Below are 20,792 nucleotides of genomic sequence, written 5' to 3'. Positions count from 1 at the left end.
ATGCACCGATGATCATATACGGCACTGGCGAGTGACCCGGTGGTGAAGTGTGGTCAGACCGACTGTGCTGAAACCGAACTCGCGGTACCGGCGAGCATCAGTTGGTAAAAGGCGTCATCTGTCTCGAATGCGCCATCGCCGAGTGCGTGCGCCAGCATTGGCCGCGTCACCTGATAGGTCTCTGCTGCGGACACCAGATTCGATATAGCGGAATTCCCGTCGGTGTCCAGTGCCTGGGCGATCATCTCGGCGGTGATCCTGCTGGTCCAGATGCCCGGCAACGCGGCGCCGATAGCGGTCGGATCCGGTGATTCGCCTTGATACCAGGCATTTCCGTCCCACCAGTAGCAGAACGACAGCAGACCGTTGCCCGCGCGTGGACTCAGGACCGGATCGGCCACCCAGTCAGGAGCACCTCGATAGAGAAGTGGCATCGCGGCACCGTGGTTGTACACGGCATTCAGTTCCGCGGAGTTCCACACACCGCCCGACAGAACCGCGCGGCCGCCGGGCAGCCGATGCAGTGTCGCACCGCTGCGTTTGGATCCCTCGAACCAGCCCACCGCCGCGGTGATCCGAGGTCCCCACTGGGAATTCGCAGCCACGAATGCGGCCGAGACTACGGCCCAGCGTGCCCACATCAGCGGGAACGGCGGAAGCGCCAGCGCTGTCGGAGTCGCGGTGACGCCAGCGGCCACATCCGCCTGTGCCTGCGCAACAGCCATTTTCGGTGTTCGAACCTGGCGACCCTGGTGTCCTACGTAGGCGGCGAGCCATACCGGCACGGTTTTGCGGGGATACGCCTGCAGATCCGCTTGATACGCGGCAGGGGGAAAGAGGTGCTCGTCAGGAAAGGGTTCGGAGCCATAGTCGTAGTCGACCGTTGCTTCACCGGTGTTCGTCACAGACACCAGGAACCGCCACCACGGCCCATCGCCGACTGACGCCGACCGATGACGATGCTCCCGTAGCAGCTCGACCACGCGCGCGGAAGGCCGTGTGGGAACGGCACGTTGACCGTCGGACAGAATGAGCTGCGCTGCTTCGTCACTCACGGTGAGCGCGAACGCCGCATCCAGCCGCGTCCAGGCCGGTGCGAGCAGCCGTGCCAGCTCGTCGGTGATCTCCCTCTCCAAGTCGAGAGGCGGTCGCACCGCCGTCTGCGATTCGTTGGGCAGGCGTGGAAAACTCACGAGTGCTCCTCCCTGGCCATGTGACGCCACACGCCGGAGAACACTAGGCGACCTCGCCCAGGTGCCGCATCTGGTATCGGCGCGGTGGGAGGTCGGCCACTGTCGGCAGTGGGCCGGGTGGTTTCACATGCGTTATCGTGCCGTGCAGAACACGACTGATCGGGGGCATCGATGGAACAGCCGCAACAGCCTTCTTCGGTGTCGAATGCGGCGGTATCCGGGCTGCCGATTGAAGTAACCGTTGTGTCGGATGCCGACACGACTCGGCGCTTGAGCCGAGTCCTGGCTCTGGCGCGATTGCGCTCCCCATACACCTGGGGATTTATCCTCCTGATTCCTCTGATCCTGATGTCCCGCCGCTTCATCGAAGTCTTCATCGCGGCCAACTCGCCAGGCTGGAGCGTCTCGAACCTGTTCGTGTCGTACTTCGGCTTGCTGGCGGTCACAATCGTTATGGGCCTGCTTCTCACCGGCATCCAGATGATCAAGCGCAACCCGAGCATCGCGGCCTATACGGCCCCCGGCACCCCGGTATCGGCCCGCTTCCATCAGGATTCGCTAGAACTGCTACTGGCTACTGGCACCACTTCCATCCCTTACGGCAAGATCAAGGACCTGTTCGGCATCGGCGGCGGAGTCTTCCTGCGCGAGCAAGGCACCCGCGGCTTGGCTCTCCCCCGGGAGCTGTTCCCCGACAAGGCGCTCGATGTGATGGGGCGTCAGCTTCCTGGCCATGTCGCGGACGGATTGTCGGGTCCCCTGGTCGAGCCGGCTCGAGCTCCCACGGCGGCGCAGTCGCATCCACCTGCCAAGCGCGATCGCAAACTGATGCTGGTGGCAGCGGCAGGCGGTCTGGTCGTCGTAGCTGTCATCGCGGTAGTTGCGGTGAGCCAGCGGAGTTCCGACTCTGCCGTGGATACCCAATCCAGGCAGCAGATTTCTCCGGCATCCTCGGCGCCGTTTGTTCCGCTACCCAACCCGTGCGCACTCCCCTCGGATCAGATGCAGCGATTCGGCTTCATACGGCAGGTTCTCAATGAGGATGCTCAGACACAACGACGCTGTGAGTGGTACACCAACCACAATTCCGATGACAGACAATACGACTCCGCCCGAGTGTTCCTCAGAACGAAACGAATGGCCGATCAGTCGTCACCACGGCCCGTTCGTATCGGAGACGCGATCGATGGCCAAGAGTTCGTCGAGGTCGACGATCCCGGTACCAACCACTATGTGATGTGTTACGTGGTGTGGCCTACCTCGTATGGCTTCGTTCGATTGGAGCTACACGGCTACAGCATCAAGGGAGTGGACTCCGGCCAACTCTGCAGGGACGCGGAGGAGTTGGCGAACGTGCTCTCCAAGGGCTTGTCGAACTGATCTGGCCGTTGGTCGTGGCAGGCTGGCGGTGGCGAACTCCGATGATGCTAGGCAAGATAAGGTCGCCTCGGGCTGTACCGCCTGCGGCGGTGCCGGTGTAGGTCACAGGTGGGGGAGGATCCCGGATGGTCGATACAAGCAAAGTGGACTTCGACCCGAAGGTGGCGTCGACGGCGATCAGCGCTTGCCAGACGTTGATCGAGCACCTGTTGACGGTTCAGTCGTTCCTGGGATCGCGACAAGTCGATCAATTCGCTGGCCCGCCTGAGCAATTCAACTCGGGAGAGGTGTGGGCCGAAGGGTTCCGGAAGCTTGACAAGGACCTGGGCGGGGCGCTCAACGGGCATATCACCGTTGTGACCGATCTGTCGGAAAAGTTCAAGACGGCGATCAAGGAATTCAAGAACGCCGAAGACGAGTCGATCGCCGGATTCTTGAATCAGAAGATGCCTGACAAGTTGACGAACCCGGCCGGTCTGGGGCCGGACTACTCCAAGGTCAGTAGCAAAATTCCCACGCCGAATCCTGTTGAGAAATATACTCAAAACGGTAAGAACCGTTCGCGAACGGATGCGTACAACTATAACGACTTGAAGTTGCCTGCTGGCAACGATCGCACTGTATGGCCGGAGAACCCCCACAGCAAAGACTGGAACGCTTTGCGTGGGCTGGGGGAAAGCATCAAGGGTGTGCCAGGTCGCCTAGCTGCCGATTGGGGCTGGATGAAGGACGAGCTCAACAAGGCTGTCGAAACCTTCAAATCGGCTACCAACGACGGTCACTTCCGAAATTCGTGGACGAGTGGATCCGGACCAATTGCGTTGGCTGCCGTCGACAGTGCTCGAACCGCGATAACCGACCTGACCGCCAAGATGGGCGATGTGGAGGATCGGCTGTACAAAGCCGAAGGGTGGTTGAAAGCGACCGCCGAGCGTATGCCGAAGGGTGCAGAGCCAGCTGTCAGCTTCTCCTCTGGTGGAACCCAGACGGGTGGTAGAACTACGCAACCTCGCTACGGGGCCACGGACAACAACCGCAATGTTACCTACACGGCGGCCACTGCCAACGACTGCATGGAGATGATTCTCAGCAAATACCGGCAGGATTGCGAAGCTTACTACGTTGCCGGAATCATGGAATACAACTCCTCGCTCGTAGCGGTTCCCCAGCCTCAGGTCCCGACGGCTCCGGCGCCGCCTGCTCCGCAACCCGAACAGCCGAAGAAGGACCAGCCCGCGGGCACACCACAGGTCAGTCCGTCCGGATCACCAACAGGCGGAAATCCATCAACCCCAACCACTCCCACAGATACCCCGACGACGCCCAACACGCCGACAACCCCGACGACACCGACAACTCAGAATCCGACGAACACCAACACCGACACGACGCTGTCCACCATTACCTCGGCCTTTACCACCCTGGCCCAGGACGGCGTGCAGATGGTGGAATCGCTTGCAACGCAGGGATCCAGCTTGATCCAGTCCCTGGTGTCCTCGGCTCAGAAGACCACGGATACCACTACACAGCAGCTGGAACAGCAGCTTACTTCGCTACTGAACCCGACGACTCCGACCGAAACCGCGTCGCCGGGCGGGACTCCTACCAGCCCCGGGGGCACACCGACCGGAGGCACCCCGAGCACCCCGAAGGTCGAAACTCCGAAGTCTCAGCTCTTCCCGCGAGCCACGGTGACCGCGGAAGAAGAGAAGACCGACACGGTAACCGCGTCACGTGCAGGCCTGGCCACCGGCACCACCACGAGCACAGGCACTTCCTCCGGAACCGGCATGAGCCCGATGGGGGCTGGGGCAGGTGCCGGACAAAGCGGTGGCAAAGAACACAAGCGGCCCGAGTTCCTGAGGTCCGGACAGAATCTCGATGACGTGTTCGATGCTGTTCCGGAAGCGGTGAGGCCGGTGGCAGAGAAGTGACCGCTGGTCTGCGTTTCGAGGACCTCGAGTTCGTGGTGCTGTGGGAGCAAGCCACCGGCGAGGCAATGCCCGCCCCGTTCCTGTACACCAGCCGCACGCCTATGTATTACGACTACCTTCGAGAGAAGCGGCAGGTATACGAAGGTCTGCAGGGCAGATGGACGAGGCGACTGGACCTGCTGACCGACGCGATTGCCGAACCGGATATCCGTATATCCGTCAATGGTTTTGACGGCCGCGATCCAGCTCGTGCCGACGGCCGGGTTCGGATGGTCGCGCTACGGCGAGGCTCTTATGGATACCTGGTCGAGCAGTTGCCGGGCGAAACCTACCTACATAGCGGTGGATTCACGGTTACCGAGTGTGATCCGGTGGCATTGGCGGAAATGGTCGTCGCGACCTTGCCGCAAGTGCAGGCCGGTCGCCAGTCGGATATCACTTTGCAAGTGCCCGATGAGCCGGATAGTGGCTACGACGAATACAGTCGATCGTTGATCGATGACATCTTCGAGGATCCGATCGGTCAGCGGGCGAAGCGTTTTCTAACCGCGCCGATGGCGTGCATGGGGACCATAGAAGTGGTCCAGGGCTCCTCGAAGTTCGGTCCGCGTGGCATAACCGCTCGCCAACTGGACTGGCGGGACGTCGAAGATGACGGTCGATATGTGATCGGCGGCGACGAGCTTCCGTATGTCGCGGTGTCAGCGGATCCCAAGCGGATGATCACCGCGATCAACAGTCGAGTCGCCGCGGTTGTTCAAGCCATACGGGAGGAACGCGGGCAGTGATTGTTCGATCGCGGAGCATTCCGCGCCGGTGGCCGACTGCCGAGAATCTCGGTGGCACAGGTCGGCGCCGTATGGTACTCATACGCAAGGCAACTGGGAGGGGGTTCGCAAATGTCTGAGGCGGGGACGGTGAATGGTGGTGCTGCTGAGGGGGATTGGGCTTCGCTGGTTGTTGCCAACACGTCCGGGTCGATTCGGGTGCGGGCAACCAACCAGGGACTGCCATTGGCCGTGAAGGTCGAATCGGCTGAGCTGCATCGGGATCCGACGCAGCTGGCAGGAGAGGTCTTGCGCCTCTGTCAGAAAGCCGCCAACCGCGCCGGCCTCGCACTCCGAAAGCAGTTGGAGGAAGCCGGGCTTGGGGCGGAGGCTATCGCCCGTGCCAACCTCCCCACCGAAGCCGATGTAGCTCGGCAGGAAATCGTCGAGGAGCAGGACTACGATCATGAGCCGCAGAGCTGGCTCAGGTCGGTGTGAGAGGGGCGCACGTGGTTTCGTCGATGGATGAGTTGCAGGAGCAGGTTCGGCGGCAGCTGTATCGGTTTCAGGATCTCGCGGATCAGATGAAGGCTGTCAGGGGGCGGGAGACGTCTGAGGATGGCGCTGTGATGGCCGAGGTCGACGGGAACGGGGCGCTGACGGATCTGCAGTTCAGTAGCGCTGTTTCGCGGATGTCGACGGGGGAGTTCGAGCAGGCCGTGGTGACGACGGCGGCGCAGGCGGCGCGGCGGGCGTTCGAGCGGCGGGCCGAGATCATGAACCGGTTCAATGAGGAGATGGCCGGGTAGCGTCCGCTCTGTTAACAGAAGTTTGAGCCAGAGTTTGCGCCTTGCGGTCTGGCACAAGGAAATTCGCACTTGTAGTCTGAGCAGGATCATAGGTAGTGGGAGGGACACTGATGGCTGATCACGTGGCGGCGGATTTTCCGCCGATCTTGGCTTACGCCACCGAGAAGGCCGGTATCGCCACGCAGGTCGCGGGGACGGCCGCGGCGGATGTGGGTACCGCGCTCGCGCAGGCCGTGCCGACGTTCGGCCTGATCGGGCAGCAGTTCCTCGCGGCTTTCGCTGTCGCGCAGGGGAACTTCCTGATGTCCTCGGCGGAGATCGCGGCGGTGCACGCGAATACGGCGACTACGGCGTACGCGGCGGTCGGCGCGTACGGCGCCAATGAGGTCACCTCCGCGGCCAGCTTCCTCTCGACGGTGCTGTGACCAATCCGTCCAACCCGACGGTGCTCGACGAGCTGCGCAGCAGTCCCCTCGGTGCCTACCTCGACACGCCGGTCACGGATGTCGTGGGCAACCTGGGACTGCCGCAGCTGCCGCAGTTGCCGTCCATCACCTTGCCGGATCTGTCGGGGATCCAGCTGCCGACGCTGCCGACGATCGATCTGACCACGCTGATCCAGCCGGTCGTCAGCATGCTGCAATCGTTCGGAAGCGGAATCCTGAGCAGCGGCTTCAATCCGGCGACCATCCTGACCTCGGTGATCAGTGCGCTGACTTCTTCTGCGTCGCAAAGCAAGTCCGCCACCAGCACGGTCATGAACACCTGGACCGGCGATGCCGCGACCGCCGCGGAGGCGAAGAGCCAGGCGGTCGAGACGCAGAGTGGCGAGGTGGCCGCGCAAGGAGCGAACCAGCACGCCATCCTGGGCGTGGCTCAGGGAGTCGTCGCCGCGGGCAACGCCCAAATGGTGGCTCTCATCAATAAATTCGTCCTTCAAGTAACCGGCAGCATCGCGCTGCTGGCCACTCCCGCCGGTATCCCATGGTTGATCGAAACCGCGATCGAGACGATCGGCGAGGGCATGGGCATCGTGGCCGATACCCAGGTCGCCTTGGCGGGCCCCACGACCGACATCATCGCGGCCGGAACGAAGATCATGATCGCGGGCGCGCCGATCGCGTCCAATATCGAGTCGCTGGTCAACATGGTCGGTACGGCGCTGCAGCCCATCAGCAGCGTTGCCCCGACGGTCGCGGAGAAGGTGGTCGAGAAGGGCGCGTCGGTCGTCTCCACCGGCGTCAGCGACATCAGCTCGGCCCTGAGCAACAGCAACAGCAATACGAACACCAACACCAACACCAATACGAACACCAAGACCACCACGCCGGTCACCACCAAGACCGACGACGACAAGAAGACCGACAGCACGGACACCAGCAAGACCACCGACGGTGGCGGCGGCAGTCCGCTCAGCACGATCTTCGGTGGCACACCCACGACCGCGACGCCGTCGAGCCCGTTGGGCACCAGCCGGATTCCATCCGGTGAAGTGAGCAACACCGGCGCCGGGATCCCCAAGACCACCACCGAGGCGAACGGCCGCACCACCGCGACCACCTCGCCGAGCATGGGCGCCGCGGGTGCGGCGGGCCGCGCCGGGGCCGCCGACGAAGAGTCCACTTCGGACCGCTCCGGTCTGGTCACCGCCGCGCACGGCGACGAGGTGGTCGGCGTCATCGAGGGTGTGGTCCTGCCGGTCGTCGGCGCCATCGAAGCCATCGAAGAGCCGCCGGACAAGGCGCTCACACTCTGAACTTGATTTGCCAGGGGTAACAGGAGGATTGGCATGAGCACCAACGCATTCGACGGTCTGCGCTTCGACGCCTCGACCGCGCGCGACGCCGCGGCCCAGCTGGACGCGCTCGCCGACCGCATCGCCAACGGACTCGGGATCGAGCAGGCCAAGCTCGACTTCGCGCCCGCCGGAGCGGACGAGGTGTCACAGCGTGCCGCGCAGACGCTCAACGCGGTGGCCGCGTCCTTCGTGACCTCCGGTAGCGACGGCGTCACCGAACTGCGCAATCTCGCTTCGACACTGCGTAGTCAGTTCGATGCCTTCGGGCAGGTCGAGGAGCAGTCCGTCCTCGGCTTCGCCGGCTGACCTGAGAGACTTCCCCCGATGCTGGAACCGACGAAACCCGGCTTCACCGAGACGGTTTGGGAATCCCGGCCGCCCGAACAGCTGGCGCGCGACCTGGTGACGGGCGCCGGTGCGGTACCCGCCGCCGAGGCCGGTCTCGCGTGGACGCGATTGAGCGCGGGTTTCGCGGCTGCCGCCGTCGAATACGAGCGGATTCTTGTAATCCTGGACAGCGCTTGGGAATCCAAGAACAGCGGGCCGTTCATCGAACGCATCAAGTCGTTGCGGGACTGGCTCGGTGCGTCCGCGGCCGCCGCCGCCGGTAACGCCACCCAGGCCGAATCACACGCTGCGGCATATGAACTCGCGAAGCTGACCATGCCGGACGTCGACGAGGTCGAGAAGCTCAAAGACCTCCAGCAGCTGATGCAGCAGCTCGGTCTGGCCGCTGGCCTGCCGCTGCTGGGCGGACTGGCGACGACCGAGACCGACGCCGAGAAAGCGAAAGCCGAGGCAGCCCGGGTTATGCGGACATACGAGGCTGCCACCGAATCGCTGGCCAGACCCTGGGAACACCAGGCGCCGCCACAGGTCACCGCAGGGCTGACGCCTACAGAGCAACCGGCCGAACCTGTGGAGAACCCGGAAACGCCGTCGATCGCGCCGACCTCGCTGCCGACCCTGTCCCTCGACTCGCTGAACCTGCCGCCGATGCCACTGACCCAGGTGCGCGCGACAACGGTCGAGGCCAAGGAGGCGACGACGCAACGTGTTGTGACGCAGCCGGTTACGGTTCAGCAGGCCGGCGCGTCGATGGCGCCCACCGCCATGGGCAGTGCGGGACAGGACAACGACGAAGAGCACATCCCGCGCGCGGGACTGGTGGGTGCACCCACCAGCGACGCCGAGCTGGGCCTCACCTCCGGCATGCAGGTCGCGCCCGCCGTGCTCGGCGGAATCGACCCGGCCGCGCAGCGCGCCCCGGTCGACATCGCGTTCAACGCGGGTAGTACTGGATCTGAAAGTGCCTCTGGCGCCAAGGAATCCGGTCAAGAGGCGGCCTCATGACGACCCTCACCAACGACGGCGTGATCGCGCTCGCTGGACACCTAGGTGTGCAGACCCTACCTCTGGTGCTATCGATAGGCCCGCAGCAGGATACGTACCAGGAATGGGAACAGGCGCAGGAGCTAGCCCGCGCCGACCTACGCGCCCGCCGCATAGTCGACGTCCACGGTGATGTCGACACCGACACCGCCACAGCATTTTTCGTCTTAGCTCAGCCCGACCGTGAACTGGCCATGCGTGTCCACACCGCCGACGGCCCGATCCGAGTCTGCGTCACTCGCCGCGCCGAAGACCACGCCGTCGCCATCCGCCGCGGCGACACCTTCGACATCCACCCCCTGTGGTCCGACGGTTCCGGCGCCTCCCTTGCCCGCCCCCTCCTCGACGCCCTCGGCCCCTGCCCGCCCGCCGACCTCGCCGCCTTCAGCGCCGAGTCCGCCGATCTGGCCGAACGCCTCGACACCGCAACAACTTCCGCGGACTACGCGAGCACCGTCTACAGCCTGGGCGTCCCCGATACCGACGCCACCACCTACGGCCTCGCCCTGTCCGCCACCCACGCCTACGCCGAAATCGTGGCCTACGCCTACGCCGACGGCCTCACAGACCGATCGCCCGGAGCCGTCGCTGTCTACGACACCGCACGGGGCCGCATCGTGGCCGCACCGGGGGTCGCCCCGGACCAGCAACTCTGGTCCACGCTGACACCGGGCAGTGATCACCGTATCGCGCAGTCGATTTCAACTCTGATCGACTCGCTGCCTGGGGGGAGGTGGCTGTCGTGAGTCCCGCGTGACCCACCTACAGCTGATCTACCCCGAACCGGTGATGCACAGCGCATCGCCTATCTATTCCGAGAAAAGGCAAGGTACAGACGATGACCGGATCTATTTCAAATGACGCGGCAGTTGCGAAGGCCGCGCAGAGCCACATGGCTGACGTAGTCGCGTCCGTCAAGGACATCCTGCGCAAGATCACCGACCGCGTGGACTCGTCCAAGGACAGCTTCCAGGGTGACGCTGCTGATTCGTTCAAGGCTGCGGCGGTCGCGTGGGATGACGAGTCCGTGAAGCTGAACGCCGCCCTGGACGAATTCGAGAAGAAGGTCGGCCAGGGTACCGACGTGTTCAGCAACGTGGATATCTCCAACAAGGACGACTTCAGCAAGGCTCTCACGAACCTCGGCTAGTCGGTCACCGCTCACCCAGCTTCTCAACACTGCAAAGGAATACGCAATGCTTTACGACGCCGCAGGGATGACCTCCCTCGTCCAGGACCTCCGTCAGTTCCACAAGGACCTCGTCGCCGTTGCCGGTGACGGTCAGTCCAAGGTTGATACCTCCAGCGATCTCGGCCAGGCTGTCGAGCGCCTGAAGCAGGCGTGGTCGAACCCGAACAGCGGCGCGGAGAACGGCGCACTGGAAGGTGTTACGGCCGCGAAGTCCGACTGGGACAACGCGTACGCCGAAAAGTGCCTGTCGACGTTGGACGCCGTTGCCACCGCGGTGGAGAGCGCGCTGCACAACGCCCTCAGCGCGGACAACAAGGTCAAGAACGCCTTCATGTAACGAGGACGTCGGTGCCGATCCGACAGCGCACGCCTCCAGCTAGGAGGGGTGCGCTGTCGTCGGTCGCGGCCAGTAATCTCTACGCCCGTAGTTCCCGGCTCGACGGAGGATTTGGTTAGTGCCAGCACAATTGAGCACGCGTGCCCAGGTCAATGGGTACCGCTTTCTGCTGCGCCGACTCGACCACGCGTTGATCCGTCGGGACGTTCGAATGCTGCACGATCCCATGCGGTCGCAGTTTCGATCTCTGATGGTCGGAGCGGTTCTCGCGTTGCTCGTGGTCGCCGGTGCGGCAATCATGGCTTTCATTCGCCCGCAGGGATCCATCGGTGACGCGAACATCGTGATGGGCAAGGACAGCGGAGCACTCTACGTCGTGGTGCGGGACAAAGACGATAAAACCAAGATGACCTTGTACCCGACGCTGAATCTCGCATCGGCGCGGTTGATCTCGGGTACCAGCGAAACTCCGAAATCAGTCAAGGACAGCAAGCTCAACACGGTTCCGCGCGGACCGATTCTCGGCATCCCCGGTGTGCCTGCGGCTTTGCCCGGCACTGGGCAGGGCGAGCGGTCCCAATGGACGCTCTGCGACAAGGTGCCGCTGTCGGCATCCGGTGGCGCAGCCTCGTCCTCCGGCGCAGAAACCACGATCATCTCCGGCAGCCTCGAGCTCAGTGATCGCGTCAAGGCGGTCGATTCGAGCTCGGCTATTTGGGTGAGCAAGGGCGGCAAGGACTATCTGATCTACGACGGCAAGGTTGCCGAGTTCGATCGCACGAAGGACTCGATAGCGCAAGCGTTGGGCTCGAGCGGCAAGCGATCGCGGCCCGCTACTACCGACCTGATCGGTGCTGCGGTCAAGGTGCCGCCTCTGGTTCCGCCCACCATCCCTCGCATCGGGGAGAACGGCCTGGGCAAGCTGAACAATGTGCCGGTAGGCGGCATCGTGAAGGTGGCGGCACTGGACGGTTCCGATCGGTCCGACTTGTATGTCGTGTTGGCTGACGGTGTGCAGCGCATTTCGGCGTTCACCGCGCAGGTCATCGGCTCCGACAACTCTCAGGGCATGAACGGCTTCAAGTCCGTGACACCAGACGTGCTGAACGGAATCCCGGTTGTGCATTCCCTGCCGGTCGACGACTTCCCAAACGCCACACCAAAGATCATTACCGCCGAGGACAACCCGGTTGCCTGTGTCACCTGGGCGAAGAAGAGCGGTCTCGGGAAGGAACAGCCGGACGCAACAGAGGGACCCGCGGATCGGGCTACGGTCCAACTGCTGCTCGGCACACGTCTGCCGCTGCCCGACTCACAGAAGCCGGTGGACCTGGCTACCAAGGATGGGGCAGCGGGCGACCGTGTCGACGCTGTGTACGTGCCACCCACTACGGGTGAGTTCGTCCGTACTACTGGTGTCGAACCGGGTAGTCAGCGACGCGAGAATCTGTTCTACATCTCTGACAACGGAATCCGTTACGGCATCCCGGATCTCGCAACCGCACAGATCCTCGGGCTGGGTGCTACGCCACATCTGGCACCGTGGGAGATCATTGGCCAACTCGTTCCAGGTCCCACCTTGTCCAGGCAGGACGCCTTGAAGAACTGGGACACTCTGCCGACGCAGTAGCGACGACTGCCTGTGCTCCTACCCGTTCGATGCTGAATGGTCTTGCCATCCGTCCAGTGTTAGGTTGTCCTGTGCCTGGGCGGGTCCGCACCACGGACAGTACGGCTCGGAGTTCGAATTTGGAGGGGTCCGCCGAGAGCGCGCGGAGTCGGGGAGGGATGTATGCGGTTCAGGCTGAGGAGAGCCGCCGCTGCCGCGGTCGGGCTCGTCGTACTGGCGGGGATGGCGGCTTGTGGTGGAAGTGGCGGGGATACATCGGATTACGGACCGTATTCCGGCAAGCCGAGCCCGTCGGATTTCGACCAGAAGCCCAGCAAAGCTCGGGGCATGCTCGTGGAATCGTTGCGATTGGGCGAACACATCATGTATGCGACGGACATCGATCCGGAGATCGGAATGGGTCGGGGCGGAGGCGTTTTCGCCGACCGTCTCGGCCTCGGCCTCGGCGATTCGGTTATCTCCGCGCCGGAGACGCGCGCCGCTAACGGTCACGACCCGCTCGCGGCCTTCGGGGCGATGGCAGCGAGTAAATCTTATGCGGACTATGCGGCCGGGAAACCACAGAAGTTCCTAGCGACGTCGCTGGTCGAGTTCCCCGACGAGGCGGCGGCGAGTGCGGCGGCAGCCGATATGGATCGGGCCGACTTCGAGGCGAATGCCGATAACGTGCCTGTGGCGGTCGATGCTTTTCCGGCCGCGATCAGCCATTGGCGGCCAGGCATTCCCACGCTCGGGAGCACCATGGCCTACAAGTCGCTGGTTATCCGGGTGTACGTACAGTCGCTGGATCCGGATCTCGGAACGCTGGTCGACATGGTCACCCGGTCGTACCGGCGACAGATCGATCTGCTCGCGAACTACACGCCGACCCCGTCGGCGGATCTGCCCAAACTGCAACTCGATCCGGACAAGCTGTTGCCCCGGATGGTGTTGACCGACGACCCCATGCCCACCGCCATGAAGTTCGCCGTCTGGGGAGTGCATGCCTACTCGGCGCTGCTGGACAGTCCCGCGGAGGATGCGAAGGCGAATGCCGAGCACGGCATCAACACAGTGGCGGTCTCCTATAACAAGCGCCTGTTCAAGATGCGCGACGCCACTGCGGCCAAGAACTACGCCGGATATCTCGACGGGCAACCGGGCGACACCGAATACATGCCGATCAGGGGAGTGTCCGGACTGCCCGATGTGGCCTGCCGCCAGCTCTCCAAGCCCTCGAAAAATCTGGAAGCCAGGCGTTTCCGTTGTGTGATGTTCCGCGGTGAGTACGTCGCGACGGTGTACAGCAATACCGATATCGATTTGAGGCAGCTGGCTGGCGCGCAGTATTCGGTCATGGGAGGGACGGTATGAGGGCGCTGACGCCGCAGGATCCGAAATGGCTGGGGCGCAATCGCACTATCGCGGTTATCGGGCGGGGTGGCATGGGCCGAGTGCTGCTGGGCCGCACGCCGACCGGACGACTGGTTGCGATCAAGCAGATTCACCCGCACCTGGCCGGAGATCCGCAATTCCGAGACCGGTTCGCTCGCGAGGTGGAGGCCTGTCGGCAGCTCACCGGTGCCTACACCGCAGCCGTGATCGACAGCGACACGGAATCCGAGAGTCCCTGGCTGGCCACCGAGTACATCAATGGTCCCGATCTGAAGACGGTCATCGACGAGTGCGGGCCGTTGAACCTCGGTGGGCTGCGGCTGCTCGCCACCGGGTTGGCGTCCGCGTTACTGGAGATCCACCGCGCCGGGCTACTGCATCGAGATCTCAAGCCGGGCAACGTTCTTCTGACCGGCGAAGGCCCACGGATCATCGACTTCGGCATTGCCCGTGCCCAGGACAGCGACGCACTGACCGCTACCGGCACAGTCTTGGGATCCCCGGCGTACATGTCGCCCGAGCAGGCCGAGGGGCGGCCCCTCACGGCTGCCGCGGACGTGTACTCGGTGGGCGCGATTCTGGCCATGGCGGCGACGGGTTCCAGTCCGTTCCCGGGTGTTTCGACACCGCAGGTCCTTTACAGCGTCATCCATACCATGCCCAACACCGAGGGCGTGCCGGTTGCGCTGCGGGAGTCGGTGGACGCCTGCCTGTCGAAGGATCCGGCCCGGAGGCCGACAGCGGAAGAGTTGCTGGACGCGGCGAGCCGGATTCAGCCCGAGCCCATGTGGCCCGCTCCGGTGACGGCCCGGATCGACGCGCACCGTGCGGACTCCGACTGGTGGGTCCATACCTCAGAAAGGGAGTCGAAGCTCGAGGAGGAGGTGGAACAGGCCAAGTCCAATCGACGCAGGATGCTGAGATTGGTCGCGGCGGCCGCGGCGACTCTGGTGGTGCTCGGCGCGGGAACCTTCGGGGTGCGCGAAATATCCATGCAGAGCGGGCATTCGCAGGCGATGGCCGATCCCTCGCTGACGGTCACGACCATGGAGTTGCAGCAGCTCGATACTTGCAAGGTGCTCGATCTCGTGACGCCGAAGCTGGGCACGCGGGTCAAGGCTCCGAGCATGCAATACAGCGGATGCGAGACAACGGTCACCGACTCGGACCAGCACAAGATCAGTGTGGAACTGGATAACTTCACCTCGGCCGGCGAAGTGGAGCAGACCACGGAGGCCACCGGCCAGACTGTGGGCTGGGTACCGATCCTTCGTAACAAGAGTGGGTACAGTGCGTGTGATCGCTATGTTCTCACGCAGAGTGGTGGCCACAATGCCCTGAAGATCCAGATCTACGCACCCAACGGCGGTGACGGCTGCGCGATGGCGGACAAGGCGATCACGGCCGTCGTGCAGCAGCTCACCGTGTACGCACCCCAGTTGAAGCTTCCGCAGAACTCGATTCTGCGCGTTGACCCGTGCTCGTTGCTGGACCCGACGCTCGCAGGTGGCCTTGCTGGTGACCCCGCCCGGCGCGTTCGTGGTGCCGGTGACTGTTACTACCAAGGCGGCACCGGAACCGTCGAAGTCACACTGCAGGACACTGATCGGCTCGACAAGGACAACACCCGGTACGAGACCATTCAGATCGGGCAAACCACGGCCTACATCGAGAAGCTCTGGTTGAAGGCCTCGAATGGCAACTGCGAAGTGAAATACCAGGCCCGCCTGACCACCAACGACAAGGCCGAAATCGTCAGGACCCGGATCAGCGACTGGGGAACGGCCGACACGGGTTCATGCGAGAAGGCCAAGAAGCTCATGGCCGATGTGCTACCGAGGCTGCCGAAGTAATGGCGGTCAAGCCACTCGATCCCGCCGAGCCCCGAGTCATCGGCCGCTATCGAGTTCTGGGAGTGCTGGGTTCGGGCGGAATGGGCCGGGTACTGCTCGGTATCGGGCCCGACGGGCGATTCGTGGCGATCAAGCAGATTCATCAGCACCTGCTGGGCGAACACGAGTATCGGGCCCGGTTTCGGCGTGAGGTCAACGCCAGCACCCGGGTGTCGGGTGCCTTCACCGCTCCGGTGGTCGATTTCGACGTGGACGGTGGAAACCCCTGGCTCGCTTCGGTATTCGTGGTTGGCATACCGCTGGACAAGGTGGTGGCCGAGTTCGGGCCACTACCGGTGCCCGCGGTCAAGGCGTTGGCCGCCGGTCTGGCGGTGGCCCTGCAGGATATTCACCGGCTCGGGCTGGTGCATCGAGATCTCAAGCCCGCCAATGTGATGCTCACGGCGGAGGGGCCGCGCGTGATCGACTTCGGAATCGCGCAGCTCCACGAGAACCCGAGCGGATTGACCGAAACCGGTTCCGCCTTGGGCTCTCCCGCCTACATGTCTCCGGAGCAAGCTTCGGCAGAGCCGATCAGCCCGGCGAGCGACATCTTCTCCCTGGGTGCGCTGCTGGTCATGGCGGCGACCGGCAAGAGCCCCTTTGCCGCCCCCTCGATGGCGTACACGCTGTTCAATATCGTGCACGCGGAACCGGATTGGGATCAGATGGCACCGGAGCTGCGGCATCTGATCGCCCCCTGCTTGGCGAAGAGACCGGAGTATCGCCCCACTCCTGCGCAATTGCTGGACCAGATCGGATGGCTGGCGGAAGGTGCCGCGCCGTGGCCGGGACCGGTACACGCTGGAATCCAGCGGCAGCTCGCCGGGCTCACCGCTCTGACCTCGAACCCTGACGCGACCGTCATCGTCTCGGGCAACGGCCATCAGGCCACCGTCATGGGCACGGGGTTCGAGGTGGCCGATGTGCCGGGGTCGGGCAAGGCCGGGTTACGTGGAAGCAAGATGGCCCGGCATGTGGGCCTGGCCGCGCTGCTGGTGCTGCTATTGGTCGCGGGTGCGATCACCTGGGTTCGACTGTCGGACAAGCCAGCCGGAACGAATACTGTCGCCGCGATGCTCGATCGATTGCGCAATGCCGATGCCTGCGCGTGGCTCCGGCAGTCGATGCAGGGCTCGGTCCCGCCGGATTCGGACTGGCCCAGCGATGTCTCGACGTGGAATCCCGATACCTATCTGAGCTGGGAATGTGCGGTCCACAAATCAGGCGGCCAATACATGACGGTCAAGCCCGGCGCCAGCACGGACCTGCTGCAGGGGACCGGTCGAAGCGTGGACAGTTTGCCGATCCTCGCCGACGACGACGCCGCCTTTTCGGAGTGCCGACGGGGCGTCGACCTCTCCGGCACGAACCAGAAGTGGGGCATTGTCGTCACGTTGGGCAAAGCCACGTCATGCGACCTTGCCGAAAAGGTACTCGCCCGGCTGGTCGCCACACGGAATACGCCGCCGCAGCGGTCCGATGCCGTATCGCTGGGCCGGATCGATCCGTGCGGGCTGGTTTCCGACAAGCGGTTGAACGATGCGGTCGGACCGGTTGCGGCCGCGCCGACTGACGTTTCCGCGCATGAATGCCACTGGCAGGGAACGTCCGAGGTGCGACTTCAGCTGAATTTCGTGAATTCCACTGAAGTCGCCGTGAACGAACCGATCGACCTCGGCAACGGCAAGACGGCCATCCCGCACAACCATGTCGTGGATACGATCTGCACGCTCGAATATCCCTATCGCTCCGTCGGCGACAAGATCGAACTGGTCCAGCTGTCATTGCAAGGCGAAGGCGAAGGCGGCGACCTCTACCAGAAGATCTGCTCCGCAACGAAATCCATCATGCAGGAAGTAATCGCCAACTTACCCAGGCGCTGAACTGCGGGGGCCGAACCGACTGAGGCAGCTCGGCGTCCTGCTTGTTCGCGAGTGCCGGCCTCAAGGGCGGTCGAATGTTCCGTCCTGTACCCCCGTAAAGAAGATATCCCAGGCACCCGGGGCGAAGACATGAGCGGGGCCATCTGGATTCTTGGAGTCCCGCACACCGATCTCACCGCTGCCGAGGAAAGCGATCTCGACGCACTCACCCTGAGCTTGGCTGTAGGTGCTCTTGAACCAGTTCGCCACGGATAGCTCGTTATTCACGTTCGTACTCCTTTGCCACCCTGGTGATCAGGGCCTGACTTGCCTTGGGGCCAAGGCTGGCTTGCGCGATGCTTCGGAAGGCCCGGTCGTAGAATGCGACGTCGTCAGGCTTCCTGAGGACGCAGTGTTCGGCGGCTGTCTCGCGGATCTGCTGACGCAGCTCTGCAGGCAGTTTCAGCGAGGTGGTGACCATGCCGGTTTCGATCTCGTCATTAGTGGGCGGCAGGGACGGCACGGCAGTGGTGTCGTCGAAGGTGAGCCCGTTGAGGAAGGCGTCGCAACGGTGCGCGGGTAGCCATGGTCTGGCGTGTTGTTCTCAGTCGGCCTCCCATGCGGTGTATTCGGCGAGCTGGTGCGGTCCCATCGGCACGGCCATCAGGATCTGCCAGCGTGTGGCGGGCGAGGGCAGGTGCCGCAGGACGATCTGGATCGGCGTGTCACCGGGTGCCGACAGCGTAGGTCAGCCAGGGCCACACGAGAACGCCGCAGGGCAGCCCCGAGGTCACGCGCGACACGAGCCATCGCACCCCGCGCCTCACCCTGCTCACGCGCGGGGCGGGTTACGCCGCTTGGGCGCGAACGAGTTTGACGATCAGCGGTAGATCCGCCAGCGTCAGGGGGCGATCCACCGGCTGGTTCAGATCATGCTCGACGAGCCACCGCAGGTATTCCGACTGACTCATGCCCCGTTCCTTGGCGCGGGCCTTCAGCCGGCGGTCCTGGGTGGGGGTCAGCTTCACTGACCGTGGAATATTGGCCAGCTCGGTTTCGGCATCGGCCGGGGGTGGCAACAATTGCGCTTGGTCGGTCTGAATGCGCAAGCGCTGCATCATCTCCAGGATTTGGTCGGGGGTCATGTTCTCGAAATCGTTTGCCGGATCAGTCATGGCGGGCCTCCCATGCTTCAAAGTCGGCGACCAGCTCACTGGACGGACGGCTTGCGTTGATGATGTAGATATCGCGGCGATCGATTCGAGCGAGGAGCACCAGCACCTCGCCCGAGTCGCTTCGGCCTATCAGCACCGAGGGCTTCAACCCGGTTGTGTCATCGACTGCGGGCATGAAACAAATCCGACGCTCGCCTCGAAGCCAGGCGTAGAGCATATCGGCGACATCGTCGAAGTCGATCCCCGACACCGCCAACAGCCGTGCTAAACCCCAGTAATAGGTTATCGCCACCATTTAAGACTACCATGGACTACAGGCGACTACCTGGCTGGTAATCAGGGCAGACCGGTTACCGGCTGAGGTCGGCCGCTGTTAGCCGATGCCGAGGTAAACGCTGCCCGGCCCGGCTATTGGAGGGGTACGCCGGTTGCCGGAACTTACGCGCGGAGCACTGTGACGGTGCGGCCGGATGGAGTGTGGGCCTCGTTGAAGGCGGTGCGGTCGGCGATCGGCGCTGCCTGGGGGCTTCGGTCGAAGATCACCAGGACGCCGGTCGCAAGGCCGAGGCGGTCGAGATAGCCGTCGAGTTGGGTGAGGCCCTCGGGCAACGGGTCGGGGCGGCCGGTGGCCCAGACCTTCAGCTCGAGTGCCTCGCGTTGTTCCGCGGGTCGTCCGTCGGCGTCCTCGTACGGCTGGCGCACCAGCAGGTCGATGCGGCCTCGGCCTACACCTACCTCGCGGTCGATGTGCCCGGCGCCGTTGACGATTCGATGCAGGTACGCCATCAATACCAATTGCGCGGCGGCCTCGTGGTAGTTGTCGCGGGCGGCCAGGATATCGCCGTGCTGAATCCAGAACACCGTGAATTCCCGCAGCAGACGCGGGAAGTCGATGCGACCGTCGGGGTAGCGGAAGCTCGGCGGCTCGGCGGTGATCACCGCTTCGGTGCGCTGACCGAGCACCCGGACGATGACCTCCTGGTAGATCGGATTCGCGAACCGCAACTGCCTGCCCTGCGCGATCAGTCCCAGATCCCGTACGTAGGCCACGTCGTCGTCGAAACTGGCGTCTAGATCGGGGATTTCGCCAGTGATGACGGGCTCGAGCACCCGTTGTACCCGCGGTTGGTTCAATTTGTCGATCAGCGAATCGAGGTGCGTGGCGCGCGCCAGGATCAACCGCTCCTTCGCGGTCTCGACGTGTTCGAGGGTGATGGTCTCGCGAACCCGCATCTCGCCGATGATCTCCCAGGCCAGTGCGTTCACCAGCCTGGGCTGGCCCTGGGTGTAGTAGAACGCGAGATCGATGGCCTTGTCATCGAATTCCTGCCCGGTATCGGTGGTGTGCTGGCCATACAGTTGGCGCATTTCGACCTCGTCGAAGTCGCCGATCCGGATCGAGTCGATCGTGATGTTGAACGGGCTCGCGGTTCCCTGCCGCTTCGAGTCGTCGCCAGAGGCCGCATGGTCGTCCCGCACATCCTGCCGCCCGCACAGCACCACCGAGTGCATGAAATTCTCGCGGTCTTCTGTGTATCCGGCGCGCAGTTGCTGCAAGACATTGAACAGTCCGTTACCACGCAATGCGTCGATCTCGTCGAAGAAGAACACCAGTGGGCGTGGGCATTTGGCCACCCAGGCGTCCAGTCCTTTCTTCAGGCGGGTGCCGGGCTTGGCATCGGGCCACTGGTCCGGAGGCATCAGTTCCGGCGGCCAGTGCTGCCGTTCGGCCTTCTGCCGCAGCTCGCTCAGCAGTATGCTCTCGACCGCCCCGACGTCGTCGCCGATGACCTGCGCGGTCTCGCAGGAGATCGACATCGCCAGGTAATGCCCCTCAGCGGTCAGCTCACGCGCCAAGCCCAGCAGTGCGGTGGTCTTGCCGGACGGCTGGGGTACGTGGACGACGAAGTAGGACCCGAATTCGATGTACTTCCGGGCGCCGGGCAGCCGCTCCGCGGCGGACAGCATGTAGTGCAGGTCCGGGTAACACGGACCCGCCGTGTTGAAGTACCTCACCTGCACACCGTATCCACCCGAGTAGCAGGCTGCCGCAG

General features: G+C 63.7%; 22 protein-coding genes. 16 read left to right on the top strand and 6 right to left on the bottom strand.

The genetic code is table 11. From position 1 onward, the window contains the following. Positions 1-53 precede the first annotated feature (53 nt). A complete protein-coding gene (locus tag ABZV44_RS01270) occupies positions 54-1,193 on the bottom strand; it encodes a hypothetical protein (protein ID WP_354830444.1) in 1,140 nt (379 codons plus the stop codon). A 171-nt stretch (positions 1,194-1,364) separates the two neighbouring features. Here ABZV44_RS01270 and ABZV44_RS01265 point away from each other — a divergent pair, with 171 nt between their 5' ends. The 16 genes from ABZV44_RS01265 (at position 1,365) to ABZV44_RS01190 (ending at position 17,584) form a co-directional block, all read left to right on the top strand. After that, positions 1,365-2,573 carry a hypothetical protein gene (locus ABZV44_RS01265; RefSeq protein ID WP_354830443.1) on the top strand — a complete coding sequence of 403 codons (1,209 nt, stop codon included), beginning with the start codon at positions 1,365-1,367 and terminating at the stop codon, positions 2,571-2,573. Between the two features lie 125 nt (positions 2,574-2,698). Further along, complete coding sequence (locus ABZV44_RS01260) at positions 2,699-4,507, top strand: hypothetical protein (RefSeq protein ID WP_354830442.1); 1,809 nt, start codon at positions 2,699-2,701, stop codon at positions 4,505-4,507. Then, a complete protein-coding gene (locus ABZV44_RS01255) occupies positions 4,504-5,295 on the top strand; it encodes an ESX secretion-associated protein EspG (protein WP_354830440.1) in 792 nt (263 codons plus the stop codon). The genes ABZV44_RS01260 and ABZV44_RS01255 overlap by 4 nt, the downstream gene beginning before the upstream one ends. A 111-nt stretch (positions 5,296-5,406) precedes the next feature. Continuing rightward, positions 5,407-5,772, top strand: coding sequence for a hypothetical protein (locus ABZV44_RS01250; protein ID WP_354830439.1), 366 nt, complete (start codon positions 5,407-5,409; stop codon positions 5,770-5,772). A gap of 23 nt (positions 5,773-5,795) precedes the next feature. Then, on the top strand, positions 5,796-6,083 hold the full coding sequence (locus ABZV44_RS01245) for a YbaB/EbfC family nucleoid-associated protein (RefSeq protein ID WP_354830437.1): 288 nt from the start codon (positions 5,796-5,798) through the stop codon (positions 6,081-6,083). A gap of 110 nt (positions 6,084-6,193) precedes the next feature. Beyond that, positions 6,194-6,508, top strand: a complete 315-nt coding sequence (locus ABZV44_RS01240; RefSeq protein ID WP_354830435.1) for a hypothetical protein — start codon at positions 6,194-6,196, stop codon at positions 6,506-6,508. Next, on the top strand, positions 6,505-7,839 hold the full coding sequence (locus ABZV44_RS01235; protein ID WP_354830433.1) for a hypothetical protein: 1,335 nt from the start codon (positions 6,505-6,507) through the stop codon (positions 7,837-7,839). Before ABZV44_RS01240 ends, ABZV44_RS01235 begins: the two co-directional genes overlap by 4 nt. Positions 7,840-7,872: 33 nt before the next feature. Beyond that, positions 7,873-8,187 carry a PE family protein gene (locus ABZV44_RS01230; RefSeq protein WP_354830432.1) on the top strand — a complete coding sequence of 105 codons (315 nt, stop codon included), beginning with the start codon at positions 7,873-7,875 and terminating at the stop codon, positions 8,185-8,187. A gap of 18 nt (positions 8,188-8,205) precedes the next feature. Further along, on the top strand, positions 8,206-9,234 hold the full coding sequence (locus tag ABZV44_RS01225) for a PPE domain-containing protein (protein ID WP_354830430.1): 1,029 nt from the start codon (positions 8,206-8,208) through the stop codon (positions 9,232-9,234). After that, on the top strand, positions 9,231-10,019 hold the full coding sequence (locus tag ABZV44_RS01220) for an ESX secretion-associated protein EspG (RefSeq protein WP_354830428.1): 789 nt from the start codon (positions 9,231-9,233) through the stop codon (positions 10,017-10,019). The genes ABZV44_RS01225 and ABZV44_RS01220 overlap by 4 nt, the downstream gene beginning before the upstream one ends. A gap of 92 nt (positions 10,020-10,111) precedes the next feature. Then, the gene (locus ABZV44_RS01215) at positions 10,112-10,423 is read left to right on the top strand and encodes a WXG100 family type VII secretion target (RefSeq protein ID WP_354830426.1); all 312 of its coding nucleotides are present in this window, start codon (positions 10,112-10,114) and stop codon (positions 10,421-10,423) included. Positions 10,424-10,469: 46 nt separating this feature from the next. Further along, positions 10,470-10,802, top strand: a complete 333-nt coding sequence (locus ABZV44_RS01210; protein ID WP_354830425.1) for a hypothetical protein — start codon at positions 10,470-10,472, stop codon at positions 10,800-10,802. Between the two features lie 118 nt (positions 10,803-10,920). Then, a complete protein-coding gene (gene eccB / locus ABZV44_RS01205; RefSeq protein ID WP_354830423.1) occupies positions 10,921-12,432 on the top strand; it encodes a type VII secretion protein EccB in 1,512 nt (503 codons plus the stop codon). 162 nt (positions 12,433-12,594) lie between these two features. Continuing rightward, the gene (locus ABZV44_RS01200) at positions 12,595-13,785 is read left to right on the top strand and encodes a hypothetical protein (RefSeq protein ID WP_354830421.1); all 1,191 of its coding nucleotides are present in this window, start codon (positions 12,595-12,597) and stop codon (positions 13,783-13,785) included. After that, positions 13,782-15,659 (top strand): serine/threonine-protein kinase, encoded by a 1,878-nt coding sequence (locus ABZV44_RS01195; RefSeq protein WP_354830419.1) that lies wholly within the window; start codon positions 13,782-13,784, stop codon positions 15,657-15,659. Before ABZV44_RS01200 ends, ABZV44_RS01195 begins: the two co-directional genes overlap by 4 nt. Beyond that, positions 15,659-17,584, top strand: a complete 1,926-nt coding sequence (locus ABZV44_RS01190) for a serine/threonine-protein kinase (protein WP_354830417.1) — start codon at positions 15,659-15,661, stop codon at positions 17,582-17,584. Before ABZV44_RS01195 ends, ABZV44_RS01190 begins: the two co-directional genes overlap by 1 nt. 60 nt (positions 17,585-17,644) lie before the next feature. Here the strand turns inward: ABZV44_RS01190 and ABZV44_RS01185 are convergent, their stop codons facing one another. From ABZV44_RS01185 to ABZV44_RS01165, 5 genes are all read right to left on the bottom strand, one after another. Next, entirely contained in the window at positions 17,645-17,851 is a 207-nt protein-coding gene (locus ABZV44_RS01185) for a DUF397 domain-containing protein (RefSeq protein ID WP_354830415.1), read from the bottom strand. Then, positions 17,844-18,086, bottom strand: coding sequence for a hypothetical protein (locus ABZV44_RS01180; RefSeq protein ID WP_354830414.1), 243 nt, complete (start codon positions 18,084-18,086; stop codon positions 17,844-17,846). Before ABZV44_RS01180 ends, ABZV44_RS01185 begins: the two co-directional genes overlap by 8 nt. 325 nt (positions 18,087-18,411) lie before the next feature. Beyond that, positions 18,412-18,738, bottom strand: a complete 327-nt coding sequence (locus ABZV44_RS01175) for a hypothetical protein (protein ID WP_354830412.1) — start codon at positions 18,736-18,738, stop codon at positions 18,412-18,414. Further along, complete coding sequence (locus tag ABZV44_RS01170; protein WP_354830411.1) at positions 18,731-19,030, bottom strand: hypothetical protein; 300 nt, start codon at positions 19,028-19,030, stop codon at positions 18,731-18,733. Before ABZV44_RS01170 ends, ABZV44_RS01175 begins: the two co-directional genes overlap by 8 nt. A 146-nt stretch (positions 19,031-19,176) precedes the next feature. Continuing rightward, positions 19,177-20,754: an ATP-binding protein gene (locus ABZV44_RS01165; RefSeq protein ID WP_354830409.1), complete on the bottom strand. Its 1,578-nt coding sequence runs from the start codon at positions 20,752-20,754 to the stop codon at positions 19,177-19,179. Positions 20,755-20,792: the final 38 nt, after the last annotated feature.

This window comes from Nocardia sp. NPDC004860 (genome assembly GCF_040609015.1).
Lineage (GTDB): Bacteria > Actinomycetota > Actinomycetes > Mycobacteriales > Mycobacteriaceae > Nocardia.
The sequence above is the reverse complement of the archived record's forward strand: the minus strand, read 5'-3'. Positions and strand labels throughout refer to the sequence as shown.

Excerpts from the sequence above, each read along its gene's own strand:
- ABZV44_RS01265 (WP_354830443.1), top strand. The coding sequence starts at position 1,365 with ATGGAACAGCCGCAACAGCCTTCTTCGGTGTCGAATGCGGCGGTATCC.
- ABZV44_RS01260 (WP_354830442.1), top strand. The coding sequence starts at position 2,699 with ATGGTCGATACAAGCAAAGTGGACTTCGACCCGAAGGTGGCGTCGACG.
- ABZV44_RS01250 (WP_354830439.1), top strand. The coding sequence starts at position 5,407 with ATGTCTGAGGCGGGGACGGTGAATGGTGGTGCTGCTGAGGGGGATTGG.
- ABZV44_RS01245 (WP_354830437.1), top strand. The coding sequence starts at position 5,796 with ATGGATGAGTTGCAGGAGCAGGTTCGGCGGCAGCTGTATCGGTTTCAG.
- ABZV44_RS01240 (WP_354830435.1), top strand. The coding sequence starts at position 6,194 with ATGGCTGATCACGTGGCGGCGGATTTTCCGCCGATCTTGGCTTACGCC.
- ABZV44_RS01230 (WP_354830432.1), top strand. The coding sequence starts at position 7,873 with ATGAGCACCAACGCATTCGACGGTCTGCGCTTCGACGCCTCGACCGCG.
- ABZV44_RS01225 (WP_354830430.1), top strand. The coding sequence starts at position 8,206 with ATGCTGGAACCGACGAAACCCGGCTTCACCGAGACGGTTTGGGAATCC.
- ABZV44_RS01220 (WP_354830428.1), top strand. The coding sequence starts at position 9,231 with ATGACGACCCTCACCAACGACGGCGTGATCGCGCTCGCTGGACACCTA.
- ABZV44_RS01215 (WP_354830426.1), top strand. The coding sequence starts at position 10,112 with ATGACCGGATCTATTTCAAATGACGCGGCAGTTGCGAAGGCCGCGCAG.
- ABZV44_RS01210 (WP_354830425.1), top strand. The coding sequence starts at position 10,470 with ATGCTTTACGACGCCGCAGGGATGACCTCCCTCGTCCAGGACCTCCGT.
- ABZV44_RS01200 (WP_354830421.1), top strand. The coding sequence starts at position 12,595 with ATGCGGTTCAGGCTGAGGAGAGCCGCCGCTGCCGCGGTCGGGCTCGTC.
- ABZV44_RS01195 (WP_354830419.1), top strand. The coding sequence starts at position 13,782 with ATGAGGGCGCTGACGCCGCAGGATCCGAAATGGCTGGGGCGCAATCGC.
- ABZV44_RS01190 (WP_354830417.1), top strand. The coding sequence starts at position 15,659 with ATGGCGGTCAAGCCACTCGATCCCGCCGAGCCCCGAGTCATCGGCCGC.
- ABZV44_RS01175 (WP_354830412.1), bottom strand. The coding sequence starts at position 18,738 with ATGACTGATCCGGCAAACGATTTCGAGAACATGACCCCCGACCAAATC.